Here is a 21,019-nt window from a genome sequence, read left to right on the forward strand (position 1 = left end):
AATAGTGAATGAGGTGTTAATAGAATGGAAGATAGAACGTTAGGTTTATTACTAGATGTTGTTGGTGAATTATTTTCAGATGAAATTTCAATTGCTGTTTCGAATACGAAAGAATATATTTACTACCGGCCAAGTAAACGAATTGATTTAAAAATTAGTGTCGGGGATCCTATAAAGGAAGGAACGATTGCTCATAAATCGATGGTGATGAATCAAAAAACATCTGAGTTTATTAATCGGGATGTTTTTGGTATTCCTTATCATGGAATGGCTGTACCATTTTCAAACAATGGAAAGCTTGAAGGGTGCGTAACGGCAATTTATCCAGCTTTAACGGATGGAAAGTCAGTCGTTACTTTAAAAACAACAGACGGCTGGATTCCGGTTCCTTTTTCAAAGGTTATGTATTTAGAGGCTAAAGATAAAAAGACGTATGTGAATTCAGAAGAGTTATCAGGAACACATAAATACTCTCTACAAGAATTCGAATACTTGCTTCCGAAAGATTCATTTATTAGATGTCACCGTTCGTTTATTGTAAATGTTAATCATATTAAAGCGATTTATCCTGATACCCATTCTACTTTTGTACTTTCGATGGATAATGGTGAGAGGGTACCAGTTAGTCAATCATACGCTAGTTATTTCCGTAAGCTTCTAGGATTCTAAATTTTTCTGCTTTAGAACCTAGATTTGCTGTTCTGTCTGAATTTTCGGCATTGTATACTAAAATCCCTATTTTGATATTGTTAATGTGTAAAATAATTATGAATATTCAATGAGAGAGGGATTACATATGGAGAACAATTTAGATAGAATCAGAGATCAACGTCTAAAAGATCGGGTAGTTACACCTGAAGAAGCAGCTTCCTGGATTCAAAGTGGAATGACTTTAGGCTTAAGTGGGTTTACACGTGCAGGTGATGTGAAAGCAGTCCCATTTGCGCTTGTAAACCGAGTTAAGAATGATGAATCTTTTAAAGTAAATGTTTATACTGGGGCTTCTTTAGGCTCGGATGTAGACAAATTATTTGCTGAGGCAGGAATTTTAGGGAAACGATTGCCTTTCCAAGCTGATGCGACAATGCGAAAAGGAATTAATAACGGAGACTTTTTATTTGTAGATCAGCACTTATCTCATACAGCAGAGTTACTTCGTGCTGACGTTCTGGATATAGATTTCGCTATTTTGGAAGCGGTTGCGATTACAGAGGACGGAATGATTATTCCAACCACTTCAATTGGAAATTCCTTAGCGTTTTCCTTAAATGCTAAGTCTATTATTATTGAAATGAATATGGCTCAATCCGCGCAATTAGAGGGGCTACATGATCTATATGAACCAGGTAAACAAGGAGAGAGGCTTCCAATTCCGCTTGTGAAAACGGATGACCGAATTGGAACAATCGGTATTCCAATTGATCCTGAAAAAGTAAAGGGAATTGTGTTTACGAATCAATTGGATTCGCCATCGACAATTGTTCCTCCGGATGAAGAAACTGTTATTATGGCACAGCATTTAATAGAATTCCTTCGAGAAGAAGTCAAAGTAGGCCGATTAACAAATCGTTTAGCGCCGTTACAATCAGGAATTGGTTCAGTGGCTAACGCCGTATTACATGGAATGTTAGATTCAGAATTTGAAGATTTAGAAGTATATTCCGAGGTTTTACAAGATGCAGTTTTTGATCTTATGGATGCTGGAAAAGTCAATTTTGCTTCTTGTTGTTCTATCACGCTTTCTGAAGAGAAAATGCAACAAGTATTTTCTAACTTTGAAAAATATCGTGACAAATTAATGATGCGTCCACAAGAGATTTCCAATCATCCTGAAATCATTCGTCGCCTTGGATTAATCTCAATTAATACTGCATTAGAATTAGATATATACGGAAATGTTAACTCTACTCACGTTTTAGGTACAAAAATGATGAATGGTATTGGTGGGTCTGGTGATTTTGCAAGAAATGCTCGCTTAGCTATCTTTGTTACTAAATCGATTGCGAAAGGTGGTAACATTTCAAGCATCGTTCCTTTTGTTTCTCATGTAGACCATACTGAACATGATGTAGATGTTATCGTCACTGAACAGGGGTATGCTGACTTAAGGGGACTTGCGCCAAGAGAAAGAGTGGAACTTATTATTGAGAATTGCGTACATCCAATGTATCGTGCCCAGCTACGAGCTTATTACGAAGAAGCAAAAACAAGAGGTGGACAAACTCCTCATATTTTAGAAAAAGCTTTTTCTTGGCATACGAACTATGCTAAAAATGGAACAATGCTTGAAGCGGTAGTAGAAACTGTATAGGTGTGTATCGTACGAAATAGTAAAATGAATGAGTGAGCTTGAAGATTAAATTTTAGAAAAAGAGAACGCCGACTTTTAGGGATGGCGTTCTTTTTCTTTAAATAAATTGTTAAAAATCGTACTGATTATAATAAAGATTTATAAAAGTAATTTCTAATTTATGAAAATAAAAGGTTTTTTGAAGTGCATTCCGAATCAATTTAGTAGTTTACATATTGAAGGTGAGGAAAAAGAATCATGAAGATAAGAGAAGCGTTATTAAGGGAAGCAAATGAATTAAGTGAATTCGCACTACATTCAAAAGCAACGTGGAATTATAGTGAAGAATTCATACTTGCTTGTAAGGAAGATTTAACAATTACGGAAGAGTACATAAAAAATAATTTTGTATATGTTTTAGAAAACGATAATGCGAAGATTGGTTTCTTCTCATTTTTACATAATGATAAAGCTCTCGATTTCTTGTACATTCATCCTCATTACAAAGGAAAAGGTTACGGGAAAATACTTTGGGAGTATGTAATAGAAAAAGCCAATGAACTTGGATTAAAAAGTTTTACAATTGATAGTGATCCGAATGCAAAAGGATATTACTTAAAAATGGGAGCACAGTTAATAGGAGAGACACCATCAACTGTCTTTAAGGGTCGTTTACTGCCTCTTTTGAAATATGATGTGTAAAACTATTAATAGTAGGGGAAGATTAGAATGGATGATGTAAAGGAAAAAAGAATATATGAAGCACTAATAAAATCGTGGTCGATTGAAACAAGTTCAAAGTGGACAATTGAAAATCCAGCAAAGGGACAATGTGGTGTTACAGCTCTTGTCGTTCAAGACATATACGGAGGAGAAATTAAAAAGACAAAAGTAAGAGAGGTATGGCACGTTTATAACTTTATAGATGGGCAGAGATTTGATTTTACAGAGACTCAATTCAATGGGAAATTGAATTATATGGATGAAAAGTCAAATCGGGAAGCAGCATTTGCAGATACAAATGAAAAGCAATATAGCATTTTGAAGGAAAAAATAACAAAAGAATTAAAATTATCTTTTGACTCTTAATCTTTAATAAGTTACTATAATGGTGGTAACTTATTAAAGGGAACTTCATAGAGTTGAAAGGGGAAATACTTTTGAAAACAACTTATGTAAACGCTACAATAGTAACGATGAATGAACAAAATGAAGTGATAGAAAATGGATATATCATTGTAGAAAATGATCAAATTATAGATGTGAAGAGCGGAGAATTCGCTAATGATTTTGAAGTAGATGAAGTAATTGACATGAAAGGAAAGTGGGTTTTACCAGGGCTTGTAAATACACATACACACGTTGTAATGAGTCTCTTAAGAGGTATTGGAGATGATATGTTATTACAACCATGGCTTGAGACGAGAATTTGGCCACTTGAAAGTCAGTTTACTCCAGAGCTTGCGGTCGCTAGTACGGAATTAGGATTACTTGAAATGGTGAAAAGTGGTACAACATCATTCTCTGACATGTTTAATCCAATTGGAGTAGATCAAGATGCAATTATGGAAACGGTATCAAGAAGTGGGATGCGAGCTGCTGTTTCAAGAACTTTATTTAGCTTCGGAACGAAAGATGATGAAAAGAAAGCCATTGAAGAAGCTGAAAAATATGTAAAGCGTTACTATAACGAAAGTGGCATGTTAACTACGATGGTTGCACCGCATAGTCCATATACATGTTCCACAGAATTATTAGAAGAATGCGCACGTATTGCAGTAGAAAATCAAACGATGGTTCATATTCATCTTTCGGAAACAGAGCGTGAAGTACGTGATATTGAAGCACAGTACGGAAAACGTCCAGTAGAATATGCAGCAAGTTGCGGGTTGTTTAAACGCCCAACAGTTATTGCACACGGTGTAGTATTAAATGAAAATGAACGTGCATTTTTAGCAGAACATGATGTTCGAGTAGCACATAATCCGAATAGTAATTTAAAACTAGGATCTGGTATAGCGAATGTAAAAGCGATGCTAGAAGCAGGAATGAAAGTAGGAATTGCAACAGATAGTGTGGCATCAAACAACAATTTAGATATGTTTGAAGAAATGCGTATAGCGACTTTACTACAAAAAGGTATTCACCAAGATGCAACAGCTTTACCGGTTGAAACTGCTCTTACACTTGCGACTAAAGGAGCTGCTGAAGTAATCGGGATGAAACAAACAGGGTCACTTGAGGTTGGGAAGTGTGCCGATTTTATCACAATTGATCCATCTAATAAGCCGCATTTACAACCAGCAGATGAAGTGTTATCGCACCTTGTATATGCTGCTAGTGGAAAAGATATAAGCGATGTAATCATTAACGGAAAACGTGTCGTTTGGAATGGAGAATGTAAAACGTTAGATGAAGAGCGTATTATATTTGAAGCGAGTCGTTATAAACGAGGTTTGCAAAGATAGATAATTATGTGGCAGTTGAAAAAGCTATCCTTTTAAAAGGATAGCTTTTTTCTTGAACGAATAAATATTCAAAAGAATGTCGCATCTTTCTGTTAGTATTTCTGCTATAATATATTACGCTTTATAATATTTTATATTTAAGGAGAACAACTCATGAAGCGAAAAAAGAGCCATTTAATGGTAATGGCACTTGTTACATCTTTATTTTTAGCAGCTTGTAATAATAAAACGAATAAAAGTGACACAGAGGCTAAAAAACAAGTGTTAAATGTAACAGTATCAGAAGAAATTCCTTCTCTGGACACTGCGAAAACGATGGATGGTACATCAGCGCACGTTATGCAGAATATATTTGAGGGGTTATATGTATTAAATGATCAAGATCAGTCTACTCCAGCCATAGCAAAATCGTTTGAAAGAAGTGAAGATGGTAAGAAATATACATTTGACTTGCGTAAAGATGCAAAATGGTCAAATGGGGATAATGTAACAGCAAATGATTTTATATTTGCGTGGAAACGTGCAATTAACCCTGAAACAGCATCTCAATATGCGTCCATGCTCTTTTATGTGAAAAATGCGAAAGAGATCAATAAGGGAACAATGCCTCTTGATGCACTTGGGGTTAAAGCAATAAATAATTATACGTTAGAAGTTGAACTCGAACAGCCGGTTCCGTATTTTTTACAGTTGTTAGCACTACCTATATACTTACCACAGCATGAAGCATTTTTGAAAGAACAAGGAAACAATTATGCATTGGAACCTAGTAATCTCATATATAACGGTCCATTTGTATTAGAAAAATGGAAGCATGAACAAGAGTTTCAATTAAAGAAGAATGCTACATATTGGGATCGAAAGAAAGTGAAATTAGACGAAATAAACTTTCATATCGTAAAGGATACAATGACAGCTGTAAATTTATATGAAGCCGGAGATTTGGATCGAGTACCTATTAATTCGCAAGTTGTAGATAAGTATAAAGGGAATAAGGAATTACATATGTCGAGTGATCCTGGAATTGCTATGCTTCGTTTTAATGAAAAAAATACCGCGTTAGCAAATAAAAAGGTGCGTCAATCTATTTCATTAGCGTTAAATAAAGATGATTTCGTTGCTCACTTTATTAATAACGGAGCAAAACCTGTAAGCGGGCTTGTACCAGTTGGTCATGTAAATGAAGTGACCGGTAAAGATTTTAGAAAAGAAAACGGAGATCTTTCTTCATATGATTTGCAAAATGCGCAAAAAATTTGGGAAGAAGCGAAAAAAGAGCTTGAAGTAGAGCAAGTAAACCTCGAGTTTTTAACGTTTGAACAAGATAATGCAAAACGGATGGCAGAATATATAAAAGGTGATTTAGAAAAGAATTTGCATGGATTAACGATACAAATTAAACAACAGCCATTTAAGCAAAAATTACAGTTAGAACAAACAGGTGATTACGATATAACTATGGCAAATTGGGGACCTGACTATAAAGACCCAATTAGTTATTTAGAGTTATTTACGACAGGGAATCCGAATAATAAAATGAATTATTCTAATGTTCGTTACGATGAATTAATAAAGAAAGCGAAAACGGATTTTGTACTAGATACGGAAAACCGATGGGAAGCGTTGCGAGAAGCCGAGCAGGTATTATTAGAAGATGCTGCGGTGGCGCCGCTTTATCATATTGGCTCAGCGTATGTACAAAAGGATTATGTAAAAGGGATTGAAAAACATCAATTTGGTGGTGTTTATACTTATAAGAATGCTTATATTGCTAATGAGTAAATACAAAAAACCTTACTTTTTAAAAGTAAGGTTTTTTACAAATGAATTCTATTAAACCAATTTTAATAAAGCGTAAAAATTCGTATCATATGGGATATCATCTTGATACATATAATTTTTTAGAACGCCTTCTTTTTCAAAGCCTAATTTTAATAGTACCTTATTGGAAGCTTCATTTTCAAGAAATACAATTGCCCCGATCCGCTTTAAATGAATCGTATGGAAACCGTATGATATAACCTCAGAAACAGCTTCAGTCGCATATCCTTTTCCCCAGTGTTCAGGCAAAAAGGCATAACTTATATTGGCTCGTTTATGCTCAGAAGACCAATCGTGAAAACCAATGGTACCGATGAGTTCTTTCTTGTCTTTTAATTCGATTCCCCATTTTATACCGTTTCTTGCATTGTAACTCAACTTAAAGTTATGAATGATTTGTTTCACTTGATCAACATCTTGTAACGGTTTTTGGCCATAATAGCGCAGTACATTAGTATTAGAAAAGCATTGTAGTATACGCGGTGCATCTTCTTCGGTCAGTTCTCTTAAAATAAGTCTTTCAGTTTTTAATAAAGGAAACATATTTTCGCTCCTTTTCACATGAAAATAGAATGTATTTGTTATTATATAATTTAATCTGAAAATAAAGATTATTCAAGGTGTAATGGTAGATTTGATTTATGATAAACTTAGATGTGGAATATATTTCAAAAAAGAGGTTTGGAAATGGAAAAAAATTCAATATTAATTGTAGATGACGATAAAGATATTATTCAATTTATTAATGTGAATTTAAAACAAGAAGGTTTTAAAGTTTTTAGTGCTCATAACGGAGAAGAGGCTTTAAAAATAATAAATAATAACAGTATCCAACTTGCTATTTTGGATATTATGATGCCACAAATGGATGGGATAGAATTGTGCAGAAGGATTAGAGAAAAACATAGTTTACCAATTATGTTCTTAAGCGCAAAATCATCGGACGTAGATAAAGTAATTGGATTTAGTACTGGGGCAGATGATTATATTGTGAAGCCGTTTAGTACAATTGAATTTATAGCGAGAGTGAAAGCTCAATTAAGAAGGTATACATATTTCAATCAAAATGCTGTCCAAGTAATAGAAAAGAAAATAAATATTAGAGGTTTAGAAATAGATGAAGTGTCTAGAACAGTAATGTTATATGGAGAAACAATCAATCTTACGAAAACTGAATATGATATTTTGTACTTAATGGCTGCTGCAAAGAATCGTGTGTTTACTATTGAAGAAATATATGAGAGCGTTTGGAAAGAAAGAGCCTATGAAAGTAATAATACAGTAATGGTTCATATTGCAAGATTAAGAAATAAAATTGAAGAGAATCCAAAAGAGCCGAAGTTTATTCAAAATGTTTGGGGAGTCGGATATAAAATTGAAGATTAAATCATTACAAAGCATTAGAACTAAGTTTTTTATCGCATTCATATGTAGCATTTTGTTAGCAACTGTAAGTATAATAGCGTTTCAAATTGTAATTGGAAATATATATAGTCATGTTACTGCGTTAGAGGAAAAATATTCATTTTTATATTTTATAGTTTTTTTGATTTTTACTACAACATACTTTGCATTCATGACAAAAACGATGATGAAAAGATTATCTCAAATTAATAAGAACGTGAAGAAAATAAGTGATGGTAATTTTGAAATACATATACCTATTTCGAAAAGCGATGAGATTGGTGAACTAGCGGCAAATGTTAATAGAATGGCGAAAAGTTTAAAAGAGTCTATTGAGAATGAAAAAAATCACAGGAAATGAAAAATGAAATGATTAGTAATATTTCTCATGACTTACGAACGCCAGTAACAACTTTAATAGGTTATGCGGACCTGTTAGGAAATAAACTTCATTCAAATGGAGAAGAATGTGAAGAGTATGTAAGTATATTAAAGCGAAAAAGTTATGAATTAAAAAATCAAGTAGATGATTTATTAGAATACTGTCAAATAAATTATAGAGAAATCGAATTACATAAAAGTGTAGTAAATATGAAAGCGTTCATTGAACAAATCATGATTGATTTTGTACCACTACTAGATGATGCCGATATGAGCTTTTGTATTAACGGTGATAAGGAGTTACATGTGGAAATGGATGTAGCGCTTATGGTGAGGCTATTCGAAAATGTAATTAGTAATAGTATTATGTACGGGAAAGACGGAAAACAGATTTTGATTCAAGTTTCTAAAAGAGACATGAATGTTGAAATAGAAATTAAAAATTTTGGACAATGCATTCCGAATGAGGACCTTCCTTACGTTTTTGAAAAGTTTTATCGTGGTGAAAAATCACGTAGCTCTCATACGGGTGGGAAAGGAATAGGACTTGCAATTTCGAAAAGTATAGCACAGCTCCATCAAGGGGATATAACTGTACGTAGTAACGATAAAGAAACAGTTTTTACTGTAAAATTACCGCAGTATAAAAAAGTAAGAAAGTCGTAAGTATTTCTTTCATATGTCGTAATTTTTACTTTGTATCATTGAGAAAAAGGATATGAGAGTAGGGATACGACATGTGGAAGAAATTTTTATTAGTAATTATAGTTCCTTTTTTAATTATAAGTTGGAGTTTAATTTATGTAGCTAATGGTGTTACATCAGTCTTTGTTTGGTGGTGTATACAGGCTTTTAGTGTAATTTCAGTTTTTCTCTTAATAGGATCAGTAATAATGTTTTTTTTGAACGGCATTTTTAGAAAGCGGATAGATAGAACGCTACTTTTAATTATTCTGTTTTCTATCATTGGAGCTTGGCCTGTCGGTTGGTTTGCTAATATAGGTAGAATTGCTTATCCAGCAGATGTACAGACTATGAGTCCTAAAATAGTCGTTCGTTTTCCCTTAAATGAACGAGCACTAGTAGGATGGGGTGGTGATCGGTTAGAAACGAACTATCACGTTATAAAACCGAATGAAAGGTGGGCATATGATATTCTTATTCCGCCTGCTGAAGCGAAAAGTAGTAATTTAGGGGATTATGGAATATATGGAGCGAAAGTAATGGCACCAGCTTCTGGAACAGTTGTATCTATCAATAATGATGAAAAAGATGTAGTTCCAGGAGAGGATGATTTTCAGTCAATGGCGGGGAATCATATTTATTTACGACTAGATGAATCAGGGACATTTATGGTTCTGGCCCATTTAAAGAAAGGATCAATTAAAGTGAGGGAAGGCCAACATGTAAATGAAGGAGAGGTTCTAGCCCAAGTCGGTAACTCCGGAAGTTCAAGTGAGCCGCATTTACATATTCATCATCAAAGGCAGGATCCATCAAATGTGAGCATATTTCTTGCGGAAGGATTACCACTTTACTTTCGAACTGAGAAAGGTGTGATAATGCCAGAAAGAGGTACATACATAAGTGGTAATGAAAAAAGGTATTCCAGTTTTATTGGAATACCTTTTTCTATTACCCTACAAACGTTTGATACAGTAAGAAAATATTTAAAATGATAACAAGTGCAGCAATGATCCAAGCGATAAAGGTTGTTATGCGGTGATTAACGAGCGCACCCATAATTTTTTTATTGCTTGTAAACATAATAAGTGGCACTAATGCAAAAGCAATACCAAATGATAAGACGACTTGGCTCATGACTAGAGCGTAAGTTGGATTTACACCTAAAGCGATAATAACTAATGGTGGAATCATTGTAATAAAGCGGCGTAAGTATAACGGAATATGCATTCGAATGAAACCTTGCATAATAATGTCACCTGACATTGTACCGACAGAAGAGCTAGATAGTCCTGCTGATAAGAGCCCAATTCCAAATAAAGCAGCTGATACAGGACCGACTAAAGTACTGAACTGGTTAAAAGCAACATCAAGGTCTTCAACATGTAAGCCATTTTTAAAGAATAGTGCAGCTGCTACAATTAACATACTTGCATTAATTGCTCCAGCGATAACCATTGCAATAATAATATCGATAAATTCGAAACGAAAAATCTTTTTCTTTTGTTCGTCAGTTGTTCCAACCACGCGGCGTTGTGTTAATGCAGAATGCAAGTATATTGCATGCGGCATTACTGTCGCACCTAATATCCCTGCTGCAAGTAATATACTGTCTACACCTTGGAATTTCGGAATAAATAGTCCTGAAAGAAGGGGACTTAATTCTGGTTTTGCATAAAAAACTTGGATTCCAAATGCTATTACTACAATAAAAATCATCCCTGTAATAATAGCTTCTAGTGGGCGAAATCCTCTACGTTGAAATTCAAGGATAATAAATGATCCGGCTGCTGTAATTAAAGCGGCAGGTAGCATCGGGATTCCAAATAGTAAGTAAAGCCCCAATGCAGCTCCAATAAATTCCGCTAAATCTGTAGCCATAATAACTAATTCACCTTGTATCCATAAGCCGATAGACACAGGCTTTGGAAAGTTTTCACGAGCTATTTCGGGTAAATTGTTTCCTGTAGCAATTCCTAATTTAGCCGATAAAGTTTGGATTAATACAGCCATTAAGTTAGAAGCGAATATAACCCATAATAGTAAATATCCATATTGTGAACCAGCTGCGATATTTGTAGCAAAGTTGCCAGGATCAATATAAGCAACGGACGCGATAAAAGCGGGCCCTAAAAATGGTAACAGTCTTTTCCAGCCTTTTGTTTCTCCACTTAAAGCTAAGTGAGCTGATTGTACAGTTGTACTTTCAGAAGGGAGATGTTCATCTTTTGTTATATCTTTATTCATAGTAGTTTTCCCCTTTAAAATGTTAACTTGATGAAATTATTGTATTTATTCTTACTCATTATTTCAATACATTTAAATATGTTATGTGATAATTTTATTTGAACACGAAAGTTTCCTTAATGCAAATTATATGCCTTTATGCAATGGATGGTGTAATAACGTAAAAAAAATTGGGAGTTTATGGTGTGATGACGTGGGGAAACATAATGAATTAAAGGGCTGTTTTTGAAATTTATGTGAACATAAAGCCGATAATACAGCATATTAATTGATGGAATTGCATTTGTATGATATATAATATATTGGGATTACAACATAACCATAGTGTTTTGGTGTGTGTAATCTTGTTTTTTATTTTGTTAACTGATAGAAAATAGTATAAAGAAAAGAAAATGGGATTCATTTTCTTATTATATATGTTTTGATATGAACGTTAACTTATACATGATTTTAAAAATTAGATAGGTGGTAGAAATACATTGGCAACTACAAAACCATACAGAGTATTACTATATTACATGTACACAACAATTGAAAATCCAGAAGAATTTGCTGCAGAGCATTTAGAATTTTGTAATTCACTTGAATTAAAAGGAAGAATTCTTGTAGCAAAAGAAGGTATTAACGGAACTTGTTCTGGAACTGTAGAGCAAACAGAGAAATACATGGAAGCAATGAACAATGATCCACGTTTTGATGGTATCGTATTTAAAATAGATGAAGAAGAAGGCCATGCATTCAAGAAAATGCACGTACGTCCTCGTCCAGAATTAGTTACACTTCGTCTAGAAGATGACATTAACCCACACGAAATAACTGGCAAGTATTTAGAGCCAAAAGATTTTTATGAAGCAATGAAACAAGAAGATACAGTTATCATTGATGCACGAAATGATTATGAATTTGATTTAGGACACTTCAAAGGTGCGATTAAACCTGATATTGAATCATTTCGTGAATTACCAGATTGGATTAGAGAAAACAAAGAAACCCTTGAAGGTAAAAAGATTTTAACTTACTGTACAGGTGGAATTCGTTGTGAGAAATTCTCAGGTTGGTTAGTTCGTGAAGGTTATGAAGATGTAAGTCAGCTTCACGGCGGAATTGTAACGTACGGAAAAGATCCAGAAGTACAAGGTGAGCTTTGGGATGGACAATGTTACGTGTTTGATGAGCGTATCGCTGTTCCAGTAAACCAAAAAGAACATGTTATCGTTGGTAAAGACCACTTTACAGGTGAACCATGTGAGCGCTATGTAAACTGTTCAAATCCAGAATGTAATAAGAAAATTTTATGTTCTGAAGAAAACGAAGCGAAATATTTACGTGCATGTTCTCATGAATGTCGTGTAAGTCCACGTAACCGCTACGTAATACAACATGAATTAACGGAAGAGCAAGTAGCTGCTGCATTAGAGAAAATCGAAGCAGGGAAGTAAGCTGAATTCGTTTAATAAAAAAAGGTACTCCAAGTTTTATTTTGGAGTACCCTTTTTTTATTATCCAGTCCTGTCATTTGTCGGTAAGTCGATATATTTAAAAAATCGCTGATATATCTTAAAAATCACTGATATATTTCGAGTTGCGCCGATATAATCGGAAAATCGCTAATAAAAATTTCATTTACTGCAGCATACCATGTATTTGAAAATAACCTTCTTTAATTTTTATCCTCTTTTTCTTTTACAGCAGACAGTACCGTTTGTTTTACCCAAGCTTTTCTTTGTTTATGCTGTAGACCCCATTGATATAAACTTTGGGCTCCTAAAATAAGTGAAATGACAATGCCGCTAATCGCAATTAATAGAGCGAAAAATTCAAGAGGTGAAGATATTTTGTTTGAATCGGTGTTTCTTAAAAGGTCGATCATAGTAAACCCTAACATTTGGCCCACTACAGAGTAGAGCGTTAAAATTAATAATAAAAGGCTATCTTTTTTAGAGGCGACATTTTCTTGATATTTAAACAAACTATCAAGATTTTGTTTCGCGTTCGAGTATAAAACCTCAATATTAAAAAGTTTTCTTAAGCGGAAGAAAATATCTTCACTTTGTGATTGGGATACTAATTCTAAAGAAAAATAATTAGCAGTGAACGAATTGATCGAATAAATTAATTTCTCTATTTCATTAGTATCTTGTTCAATATTTAGCTCAGCATAGGCGTTTGCCATTTTTAATAAAACAATTTTATGGAATAGGTTTAATAATAAAGCGTAATAAAATTCCCCGTACATTTGACTAGCAAGTTTAGAGATTTCGCGTTCTCCTTCATTTGTTACACATGTAAAAATATGTTCTTCCATTATGAAATAACGATTTGGAGCCCATCTCTGGTAAGCGTGTTTTTTTAAATAGTCATGAATGTAAGGAAGGTTATTTGCGCTTACATATGGTTTACCATCACTTGTTAATCCGGAAAGACTGGAAGTACGATAAACATCCACTTCATTAAATTCCATACCTTCTTTTAGTGACAATAAAGTTTGAACGTACATTCTTTGGTCTTCAAAGAAAGGGAAGGTTTGAAAGTATGAACTTCTTAATCTCTTCTTTTCAAAGAAATCAGTTACGCCATGAAATAAATAACCAAAAATGAATTTTTCAACTTGGGAATACTTTTTTCCGTTACATTCAATACAAATAGATTCATTTGTATCAGTTTTAGTTTCAAGTACACGGAAGCGAGCAGCGAATTCGATTGCTTCAGATAAAGTCATATTTGGAGCAGTGTTTACTTTTGTTCGAATTGTTAAGAAGCCAAGTTCATAAGGACAAAGTGTTACATCAATAGAGTGTATCTTGAATGGAATTGAAATAAGGTTTGTTGTTAAATGTCCAGTTAAGTTAAGATCCTTTGAATAACGTTGCAAGCCCTTTTGATGCTCTGAGTGAGGAAAGAGAATTTTATTTGTAAATGAAAGATAGTATGCTTCCATATTTTGATGTGAAACTTTAAACTCCCCATAATATGTATTTTCATCATCGAGATGATCGAGCCGAAAAGGACGAAAATCGTTTTTTTGTAAGAAAGGGAACATATTTTGTTCATATCCAGTTTTAAACGAAAACGGGAATATAAATTGAAATATAGCTGTTGCTACACCTTTTTCCTCAATTGCTTGTATTGCCTCCATCTACATTGTTTCCTTTCCATATATGCTATAGAAACAACATGCCCAAATTTATTTGAAAATAACCACTGTTTTATACTTGTTTAAGAGTGAAAATTCAGCTTATTTAGCAGGGAACATGTATAATGTTATGTATACTAAAAGTTATAAAATTGTATTTTAAAAAGGGGGATGCTGTATGCGGATTTTAGTATTAGGCGCTGGTGGAGTCGGAGGATTTTTGGTGGCAGATTAGTCGAGAAGGGAGAAGATGTCACGTTTCTTGTTCGTAGTAAACGGAAAAAACAATTAGAGGAAAGAGGACTTGTAATCCGAAGTGTTAACGGGGATTTTTCCTTCCAACCGAAATTAATAACGAAAGAAGAGAGAACTTCTCAATTTGATGTTATTTTATTTTCAACAAAAGCGTATCACTTAAACGAGGCTATTCAAGATTTGAAGCCGTTTGTTGGTGAAAATACTGTAATCATTCCATTGTTAAATGGTATCGCTCATTTATCACTACTACAAAAAGAATTCGGCGAAGAAAAAGTAATTGGCGGTTTATGCTTTATCGAGACGACGTTAAACGATCAAGGAGAAATTGTACAAACTAGCGCTGCCAACAGACTTGTGTTTGGAGAAATTAAGTCTCAAAATTCAGAGAGAGTAAAGCATATTTCTAAAGCATTTTCAGGTACGAAATCTAGTTTTGTTTTAAGTGAAAATATTACGCAAGATATGTGGCATAAATATTTATTTATTACTGTAATGTCAGGTGTGACAACGTTAATGCGTGCACCAATTGGACCAATCCGTGAAAGTGAAGGCGGCCGTGATTTTATCCGTAATGTGTTTGAGGAATCTGTACAAATCATGAGAGTATTAGGAGCTCCAGTAAAGGCTAAAATTGCCCAGGAACATATGAAAACGATTGATAAAATTTCGTATGATATGAAGTCATCAATGCAACGTGATATGGAAAAGGGTTCGTTTATTGAAGGGAAGCACTTGCAAGGATATTTACTGGATGTAGCAGAGCAATTTTCTATAGCGGCACCATTATTAGGCACTATATATCAAAATTTAAAGGTGTATGAAGAGATGACCTTTAACAAATCTGTAATAGAATTAGATGTATGAAAAAATAAAAAAGATAGCAATATATAAGTGTATTGCTATCTTTTTTATTTTTTTGTATGACAAATTATTTATTTCTTTTCGTTCTATCTGTCAAATTTATTTCCTGTTCACGTTTACCATATAACTGATTAATTTCATTTGCTACTGCATCTAAATATGAATCGGAAAAAATAGGCTTCTTTTTTTAGACATATGGGTCTCCTTTGCGGATTTTTAATATTCATTATGTATATTTCTCAGCGGATTATGCGCAATCATTTTAATTTTTTTCTTATTAAAAATTTTTGTTTACTTTTTGAAAATAAAGGAGTATTATAATCCACAGTTTCAATTTTCTAAATCGCTGAAACCGCATGGTACGGGGGACCCGTTTTTACGGATTAGTACATAATCCGATGGGGTGAATCCTTGAAAAAGGTAGGGCTACTCATAGGCCCGAATCCGACAGCTAACCTCGTAAGCGTTATATTGAGAAGGAAGGTGGAGCTTGTGCGACAAAAAAAATAATGTCTACAAGTCTATTTCGCTATGGCTTGTAGACATTTTTTGTTTTCTGAAGAAATAGTTTACTGGCTGTAACAAGCAGAAAAGTTCGTACAAAATTATTGGAGAGTGGACAGCATTGGTTTCATCTATTAAAAGATTTTTAATTGGAAGACCGTTAAAATCAACAGAGCTTGGAGAACAAAAGCTTAATAAAACGAAAGCTTTAGCTATTTTATCTTCTGACGCATTGTCATCAGTTGCTTACGGTCCAGAACAAATTTTAATTGCTTTAGCAGGTGTGGGAGCGATCGCTTATTGGTATTCCATTCCGATCGCTGTTGGGGTATTAGTATTATTGACAGCCCTTATTTTATCTTATCGTCAAATTATTTTTGCTTATCCGCATGGCGGGGGAGCGTATGTTGTATCAAAAGAAAATTTAGGGATGAATCCAGGCTTAATTGCTGGAGGATCTTTATTAGTCGACTATATTTTAACTGTTGCGGTAAGTGTATCTGCAGGTACAGATGCGCTAACATCTGCTTTTCCTAGTTTACATGCACATAATGTAATCATTGCGATTATATTTGTTATATTTATTACCATCTTAAATTTAAGAGGAGTAACGGAATCAGCTTCCGTTTTAGCATATCCTGTTTATTTATTTGTTTTAGCACTATTTATATTAATTGGTGTAGGCATATATAATATTTTGACTGGTCACGTTTCGCAGGCTTTACACACGCCGATCGGAACGCCGGTTGCGGGCATTAGTTTGTTTTTACTGTTAAGAGCATTTGCATCAGGTAGTTCTGCTTTAACAGGTGTTGAAGCAATTTCAAATGCAATTCCGAACTTTAAAGATCCTGCGCCAAACAATGCTGCAAAAACATTGCTTGCAATGGGTGCATTACTTGCTGTGTTATTTTCAGGAATTGTATTTTTAGCTTATTATTACGGAGTGACGCCGAGTAAAGAAGTAACAGTTGTTTCTCAAATTGCTGAACAAACATTTGGACGTAATTTCATGTACTATTTCATACAAGGTACAACAGCTTTAATATTAATTCTCGCAGCTAATACAGGCTATTCTGCATTTCCTTTATTAGCGGTTAACCTCGCAAAAGATAAATTTATACCGAGAATGTTTACGATTAGAGGAGACCGTCTAGGTTACTCAAACGGTATTATAATACTTGGAGTTGCTTCGATTATTTTAATTGTAGCTTTCCAAGGACAAACAGAACATTTAATTCCGTTATATGCAGTAGGTGTATTTATTCCATTTACACTTTCTCAAACAGGGATGGTATTAAAGTGGCTTCGCGAAAAACCTGAAGGATGGGTTTTAAAATTAACGGTTAATTTAATTGGTGCAGTTATTAGTTTTATCGTAATGAGCATGTTCTTTTTAACTAAATTTGCACAAGTTTGGTCGATTCTTATTTTCTTACCTGCTATTATCTTCTTGTTTCATCGAATTAAGAAGCATTATGATGCAGTGGGTGATCAATTAAGTTTAAAAACTTGTGAACCTCTTATTCCAATTGAGGGGAATGTAATTGTCGTTCCTGTAGCAGGTATGACGCATGTAGTAGAAAATTCATTGAACTATGCGAAATCTCTTTCGGCAGATCAAGTTATCGCTGTATATGTTGCTTTTGACAGAGAAGAGGAAAAGAAATTTGAAGAGAAATGGAAGGTGTGGCAACCTGAAGTAAGGCTTGTTACATTACATTCTCATTATAGAAGTATTATTCAGCCGCTAACGAAGTTCATTGATACAGTGCAGTATAAGGCAAGTGAATCGAATTACCGCGTTACGGTCGTTATACCACAGTTCATTCCGAAAAAAGGTTGGCATAACATTCTTCATAATCAATCCAGTTTACTCATACGTGCGTATTTACTTTATAAAAGAAATGTTGTTATTACGACAGTTCCATATCATTTGAAAAAATAAGAAGATTTTTGAAGGATAGCTTCGTGAAAATGAAGCTATCCTTTTTGTGTATATCCTATGCATAATTGCATATGGGTTTAAAAATTATATCGATATAATTTTATCGGTTATTTGCAAGTAGTGTTTTCTGTTGTGATATGTAGATATTTCAATCGATAAAGTGAATCGGATTATATTTTGAAATAAGGACATGAAAGCTTGAAAATAAAGGGAATGAAAATACTTCTTTACGTTATATAAACAGCTGTGTTTAAATGACCTTACAGTACAAAACATATATGAAAACAAAACGAAATTTCATATTTACGCATGTTGTTTAGTTTAAAATGAATAATATTTTTACGTAATATATTCACTATGTGAATGTGGGAATTTCGATGAAATAGAAAATTTATACAATGTTATCCATACTAAACACATATGAAAAATAATAAAATGTTTTGTGACGATAAGTAAGTACTGTAGCAATACGAGAGAGGTGGTTCATACATGGATCGCGGTGAGAACGTTCTCTATTTTAACCATCTCAAATTATGGGCAAGAAAATAGAATAATAAAATGCGATAGTAATAGTTGCTAATACATAGGAGGAGTTAAAGTGAAAAAGACTTTAATTACAGGGTTATTGGTTACAGCAGTATCTACGAGTTGCTTCATTCCTGTAAGCGCTTACGCCAAGGAGGGGCAAACAGAAGTGAAAACAGTATATGCGCAAAATGTAATTGCTCCAAATACATTATCCAATTCAATTAGAATGTTAGGATCACAATCACCGCTTATTCAAGCATACGGATTAATTATTTTGCAACAGCCAGACATTAAGGTAAATGCGATGAGTAGCTTAACGAATCATCAAAAGTTTGCAAAGGCGAATGTACGAGAATGGATTGATGAATATAATCCGAAGCTAATTGACTTAAATCAAGAAATGATGAGATACAGCACTAGATTTAATAGCTATTATAGTAAGCTCTATGAACTAGCAGGAAACGTAAATGAAGATCAGCAAGCAAAAGCAGATTTTATGAGTGCATATGGAAAATTACAATTGCAAGTACAAAGCATCCAAGAGAGTATGGAGCAAGATTTATTAGAGTTAAATCGATTTAAAACAGTATTAGACAAAGATAGTAACAACTTATCAATTAAAGCCGATGAAGCAATAAAAACACTGCAAGGATCAAGTGGAGATATTGTGAAATTAAGAGAAGATATTAAAAGAATTCAAGGGGGAATTCAAGCTGAACTAACTACTATTTTGAATAGACCTCAAGAAATCATTAAAGGTTCTATTAATATCGGTAAACAAGTATTTACAATCACAAATCAAACTGCACAAACGAAAACAATCGATTTTGTTTCTATCGGTACTTTAAGTAATGAAATTGTAAATGCTGCAGATAGTCAAACGAGAGAAGCAGCTCTTCGCATTCAGCAAAAGCAAAAAGAGCTACTACCACTTATTCAAAAGTTATCACAAACTGAAGCAGAGGCGACACAAATTACATTCGTTGAAGACCAAGTAAGTAGCTTTACAGAACTAATCAATCGTCAAATTACAACTTTAGAAACGTTATTAACGGACTGGAAAGTTTTAAACAATAATATGATCCAAATTCAAAAGAATGTTGAAGAAGGCACGTATACAGACAGTAGTTTACTTCAAAAACATTTCAATCAAATTAAAAAAGTAAGTGATGAAATGAATAAACAAACAAATCAATTTGAAGATTACGTTACAAACGTTGAAGTACATTAAGCAGAAAAATAATTAGCGATATAGGGAGAGAAGAAAAATGACAAAAAAACCATATAAAGTAATGGCTCTATCAGCACTTATGGCAGTATTTGCAGCAGGAAACATTATGCCAGCCCATACGTATGCAGCTGAAAGCACAGTGAAACAAGCTCCAGTTCATGCGGTAGCAAAAGCTTATAATGACTATGAAGAATATTCATTAGGACCAGAAGGCTTAAAAGATGCAATGGAAAGAACAGGTTCAAATGCTTTAGTAATGGATCTGTATGCTTTAACAATTATTAAACAAGGTAATGTTAACTTTGGAAATGTATCGTCTGTTGATGCGGCTTTAAAAGGAAAAGTCATTCAGCATCAAGATACAGCGAGAGGAAATGCGAAGCAATGGTTAGATGTATTAAAACCACAGCTTATTTCAACGAATCAAAATATCATTAACTACAATACGAAATTCCAAAACTATTATGATACTTTAGTTGCTGCAGTTGATGCAAAGGATAAAGCGACTCTTACGAAAGGCTTAACTAGATTATCAAGTAGTATTAATGAAAATAAAGCGCAAGTGGATCAGTTAGTAGAAGACTTGAAGAAATTCCGAAATAAAATGACTTCGGATACGCAAAACTTCAAGGGTGATGCAAATCAAATTACATCTATATTAGCTAGTCAAGATGCAGGAATTCCGCTTCTGCAAAATCAAATTACAACGTACAATGAAGCAATTAGTAAATATAATGCAATTATTATCGGTTCATCTGTCGCGACAGCTCTAGGACCAATTGCAATTATCGGTGGTGCAGTAGTTATTGCTACGGGCGCAGGAACACCGCTAGGAGTAGCATTAATTGCAGGTGGTGCAGCAGCTGTAGGCGGTGGTACAGCTGGAATCGTATTAGCGAAGAAAGAGCTTGATAATGCACAAGCAGAAATTCAAAAGATAACAGGACAAGTTACAACTGCGCAATTAGAAGTAGCAGGATTAACGAACATTAAAACACAAACAGAGTATTTAACAAATACAATTGATACTGCAATTACAGCGTTACAAAATATTTCAAACCAATGGTACACAATGGGATCAAAATACAATTCTTTACTTCAAAATGTAGATTCTATTAGTCCAAACGACCTAGTTTTCATTAAAGAAGATTTAAACATTGCGAAAGATAGCTGGAAAAACATTAAAGACTATGCAGAAAAGATTTATGCTGAAGATATTAAAGTAGTAGATACGAAAAAAGCATAATCGAATACGAATCGT

Annotated in this window: 15 protein-coding genes, 2 pseudogenes and 1 riboswitch; of the genes and pseudogenes, 14 read left to right on the forward strand and 3 right to left on the reverse strand. The window is 33.9% G+C overall.

The features are described from left to right. Nucleotides 1-24 precede the first annotated feature (24 nt). From JFU02_RS28790 to JFU02_RS28815, 6 genes are all read left to right on the forward strand, one after another. A complete protein-coding gene (locus tag JFU02_RS28790) occupies nucleotides 25-669 on the forward strand; it encodes a LytTR family DNA-binding domain-containing protein (RefSeq protein WP_029441983.1) in 645 nt (214 codons plus the stop codon). 127 nt (nucleotides 670-796) lie between these two features. Beyond that, nucleotides 797-2,311 carry an acetyl-CoA hydrolase/transferase family protein gene (locus JFU02_RS28795; RefSeq protein WP_097821015.1) on the forward strand — a complete coding sequence of 505 codons (1,515 nt, stop codon included), beginning with the start codon at nucleotides 797-799 and terminating at the stop codon, nucleotides 2,309-2,311. A gap of 237 nt (nucleotides 2,312-2,548) precedes the next feature. Then, complete coding sequence (locus JFU02_RS28800; protein WP_086407290.1) at nucleotides 2,549-2,992, forward strand: GNAT family N-acetyltransferase; 444 nt, start codon at nucleotides 2,549-2,551, stop codon at nucleotides 2,990-2,992. A gap of 27 nt (nucleotides 2,993-3,019) precedes the next feature. Further along, on the forward strand, nucleotides 3,020-3,379 hold the full coding sequence (locus tag JFU02_RS28805) for a YunG family protein (RefSeq protein WP_201071970.1): 360 nt from the start codon (nucleotides 3,020-3,022) through the stop codon (nucleotides 3,377-3,379). 53 nt (nucleotides 3,380-3,432) lie between these two features. After that, nucleotides 3,433-4,758, forward strand: a complete 1,326-nt coding sequence (locus tag JFU02_RS28810) for a bifunctional S-methyl-5'-thioadenosine deaminase/S-adenosylhomocysteine deaminase (RefSeq protein ID WP_113938121.1) — start codon at nucleotides 3,433-3,435, stop codon at nucleotides 4,756-4,758. 153 nt (nucleotides 4,759-4,911) lie between these two features. Further along, nucleotides 4,912-6,540, forward strand: coding sequence for a peptide ABC transporter substrate-binding protein (locus JFU02_RS28815; RefSeq protein WP_086407292.1), 1,629 nt, complete (start codon nucleotides 4,912-4,914; stop codon nucleotides 6,538-6,540). Between the two features lie 51 nt (nucleotides 6,541-6,591). Here the strand turns inward: JFU02_RS28815 and JFU02_RS28820 are convergent, their stop codons facing one another. Next, entirely contained in the window at nucleotides 6,592-7,122 is a 531-nt protein-coding gene (locus JFU02_RS28820) for a GNAT family N-acetyltransferase (RefSeq protein WP_086407293.1), read from the reverse strand. A gap of 144 nt (nucleotides 7,123-7,266) precedes the next feature. Here JFU02_RS28820 and JFU02_RS28825 point away from each other — a divergent pair, with 144 nt between their 5' ends. The 3 genes and pseudogenes from JFU02_RS28825 to JFU02_RS28835 all read left to right on the forward strand — a co-directional run bounded on the left by JFU02_RS28825 (nucleotide 7,267) and on the right by JFU02_RS28835 (nucleotide 10,043). Beyond that, on the forward strand, nucleotides 7,267-7,965 hold the full coding sequence (locus tag JFU02_RS28825; RefSeq protein ID WP_086407294.1) for a response regulator transcription factor: 699 nt from the start codon (nucleotides 7,267-7,269) through the stop codon (nucleotides 7,963-7,965). Next, nucleotides 7,955-9,030 (forward strand): annotated as a pseudogene (locus tag JFU02_RS28830) (HAMP domain-containing sensor histidine kinase). The gene JFU02_RS28825 and the pseudogene JFU02_RS28830 overlap by 11 nt, the downstream one beginning before the upstream one ends. A 71-nt stretch (nucleotides 9,031-9,101) precedes the next feature. Then, a complete protein-coding gene (locus JFU02_RS28835; RefSeq protein ID WP_086407296.1) occupies nucleotides 9,102-10,043 on the forward strand; it encodes a M23 family metallopeptidase in 942 nt (313 codons plus the stop codon). Here JFU02_RS28835 and JFU02_RS28840 read toward each other — a convergent pair. Further along, complete coding sequence (locus tag JFU02_RS28840; RefSeq protein WP_061666775.1) at nucleotides 10,000-11,295, reverse strand: Nramp family divalent metal transporter; 1,296 nt, start codon at nucleotides 11,293-11,295, stop codon at nucleotides 10,000-10,002. The two genes, JFU02_RS28835 and JFU02_RS28840, sit on opposite strands and share 44 nt — an antisense overlap. A gap of 479 nt (nucleotides 11,296-11,774) precedes the next feature. Between JFU02_RS28840 and trhO the strand changes: the two genes are divergently transcribed. After that, on the forward strand, nucleotides 11,775-12,734 hold the full coding sequence (gene trhO, locus JFU02_RS28845) for an oxygen-dependent tRNA uridine(34) hydroxylase TrhO (RefSeq protein ID WP_061666774.1): 960 nt from the start codon (nucleotides 11,775-11,777) through the stop codon (nucleotides 12,732-12,734). Nucleotides 12,735-12,955: 221 nt separating this feature from the next. Here the strand turns inward: trhO and JFU02_RS28850 are convergent, their stop codons facing one another. Further along, complete coding sequence (locus tag JFU02_RS28850) at nucleotides 12,956-14,431, reverse strand: hypothetical protein (RefSeq protein ID WP_086407297.1); 1,476 nt, start codon at nucleotides 14,429-14,431, stop codon at nucleotides 12,956-12,958. A 175-nt stretch (nucleotides 14,432-14,606) separates the two neighbouring features. Between JFU02_RS28850 and panE the strand changes: the two are divergent. The 4 genes and pseudogenes from panE to nheB all read left to right on the forward strand — a co-directional run bounded on the left by panE (nucleotide 14,607) and on the right by nheB (nucleotide 21,004). Beyond that, a pseudogene (gene panE / locus JFU02_RS28855) lies at nucleotides 14,607-15,550 on the forward strand (2-dehydropantoate 2-reductase). 331 nt (nucleotides 15,551-15,881) lie between these two features. After that, a riboswitch (cyclic di-AMP (ydaO/yuaA leader) is annotated at nucleotides 15,882-16,028 on the forward strand. Nucleotides 16,029-16,172: 144 nt separating this feature from the next. Continuing rightward, nucleotides 16,173-17,999, forward strand: coding sequence for an APC family permease (locus JFU02_RS28860; protein ID WP_086407299.1), 1,827 nt, complete (start codon nucleotides 16,173-16,175; stop codon nucleotides 17,997-17,999). A gap of 598 nt (nucleotides 18,000-18,597) precedes the next feature. Further along, complete coding sequence (nheA, locus tag JFU02_RS28865) at nucleotides 18,598-19,758, forward strand: non-hemolytic enterotoxin NHE subunit A (RefSeq protein WP_201071985.1); 1,161 nt, start codon at nucleotides 18,598-18,600, stop codon at nucleotides 19,756-19,758. Nucleotides 19,759-19,795: 37 nt separating this feature from the next. Beyond that, nucleotides 19,796-21,004 (forward strand): non-hemolytic enterotoxin NHE subunit B, encoded by a 1,209-nt coding sequence (gene nheB, locus JFU02_RS28870; RefSeq protein ID WP_000162968.1) that lies wholly within the window; start codon nucleotides 19,796-19,798, stop codon nucleotides 21,002-21,004. Nucleotides 21,005-21,019 lie beyond the last annotated feature (15 nt).

This window comes from Bacillus sp. TH13, from assembly GCF_016651175.1.
Lineage (GTDB): Bacteria > Bacillota > Bacilli > Bacillales > Bacillaceae_G > Bacillus_A > Bacillus_A thuringiensis_S.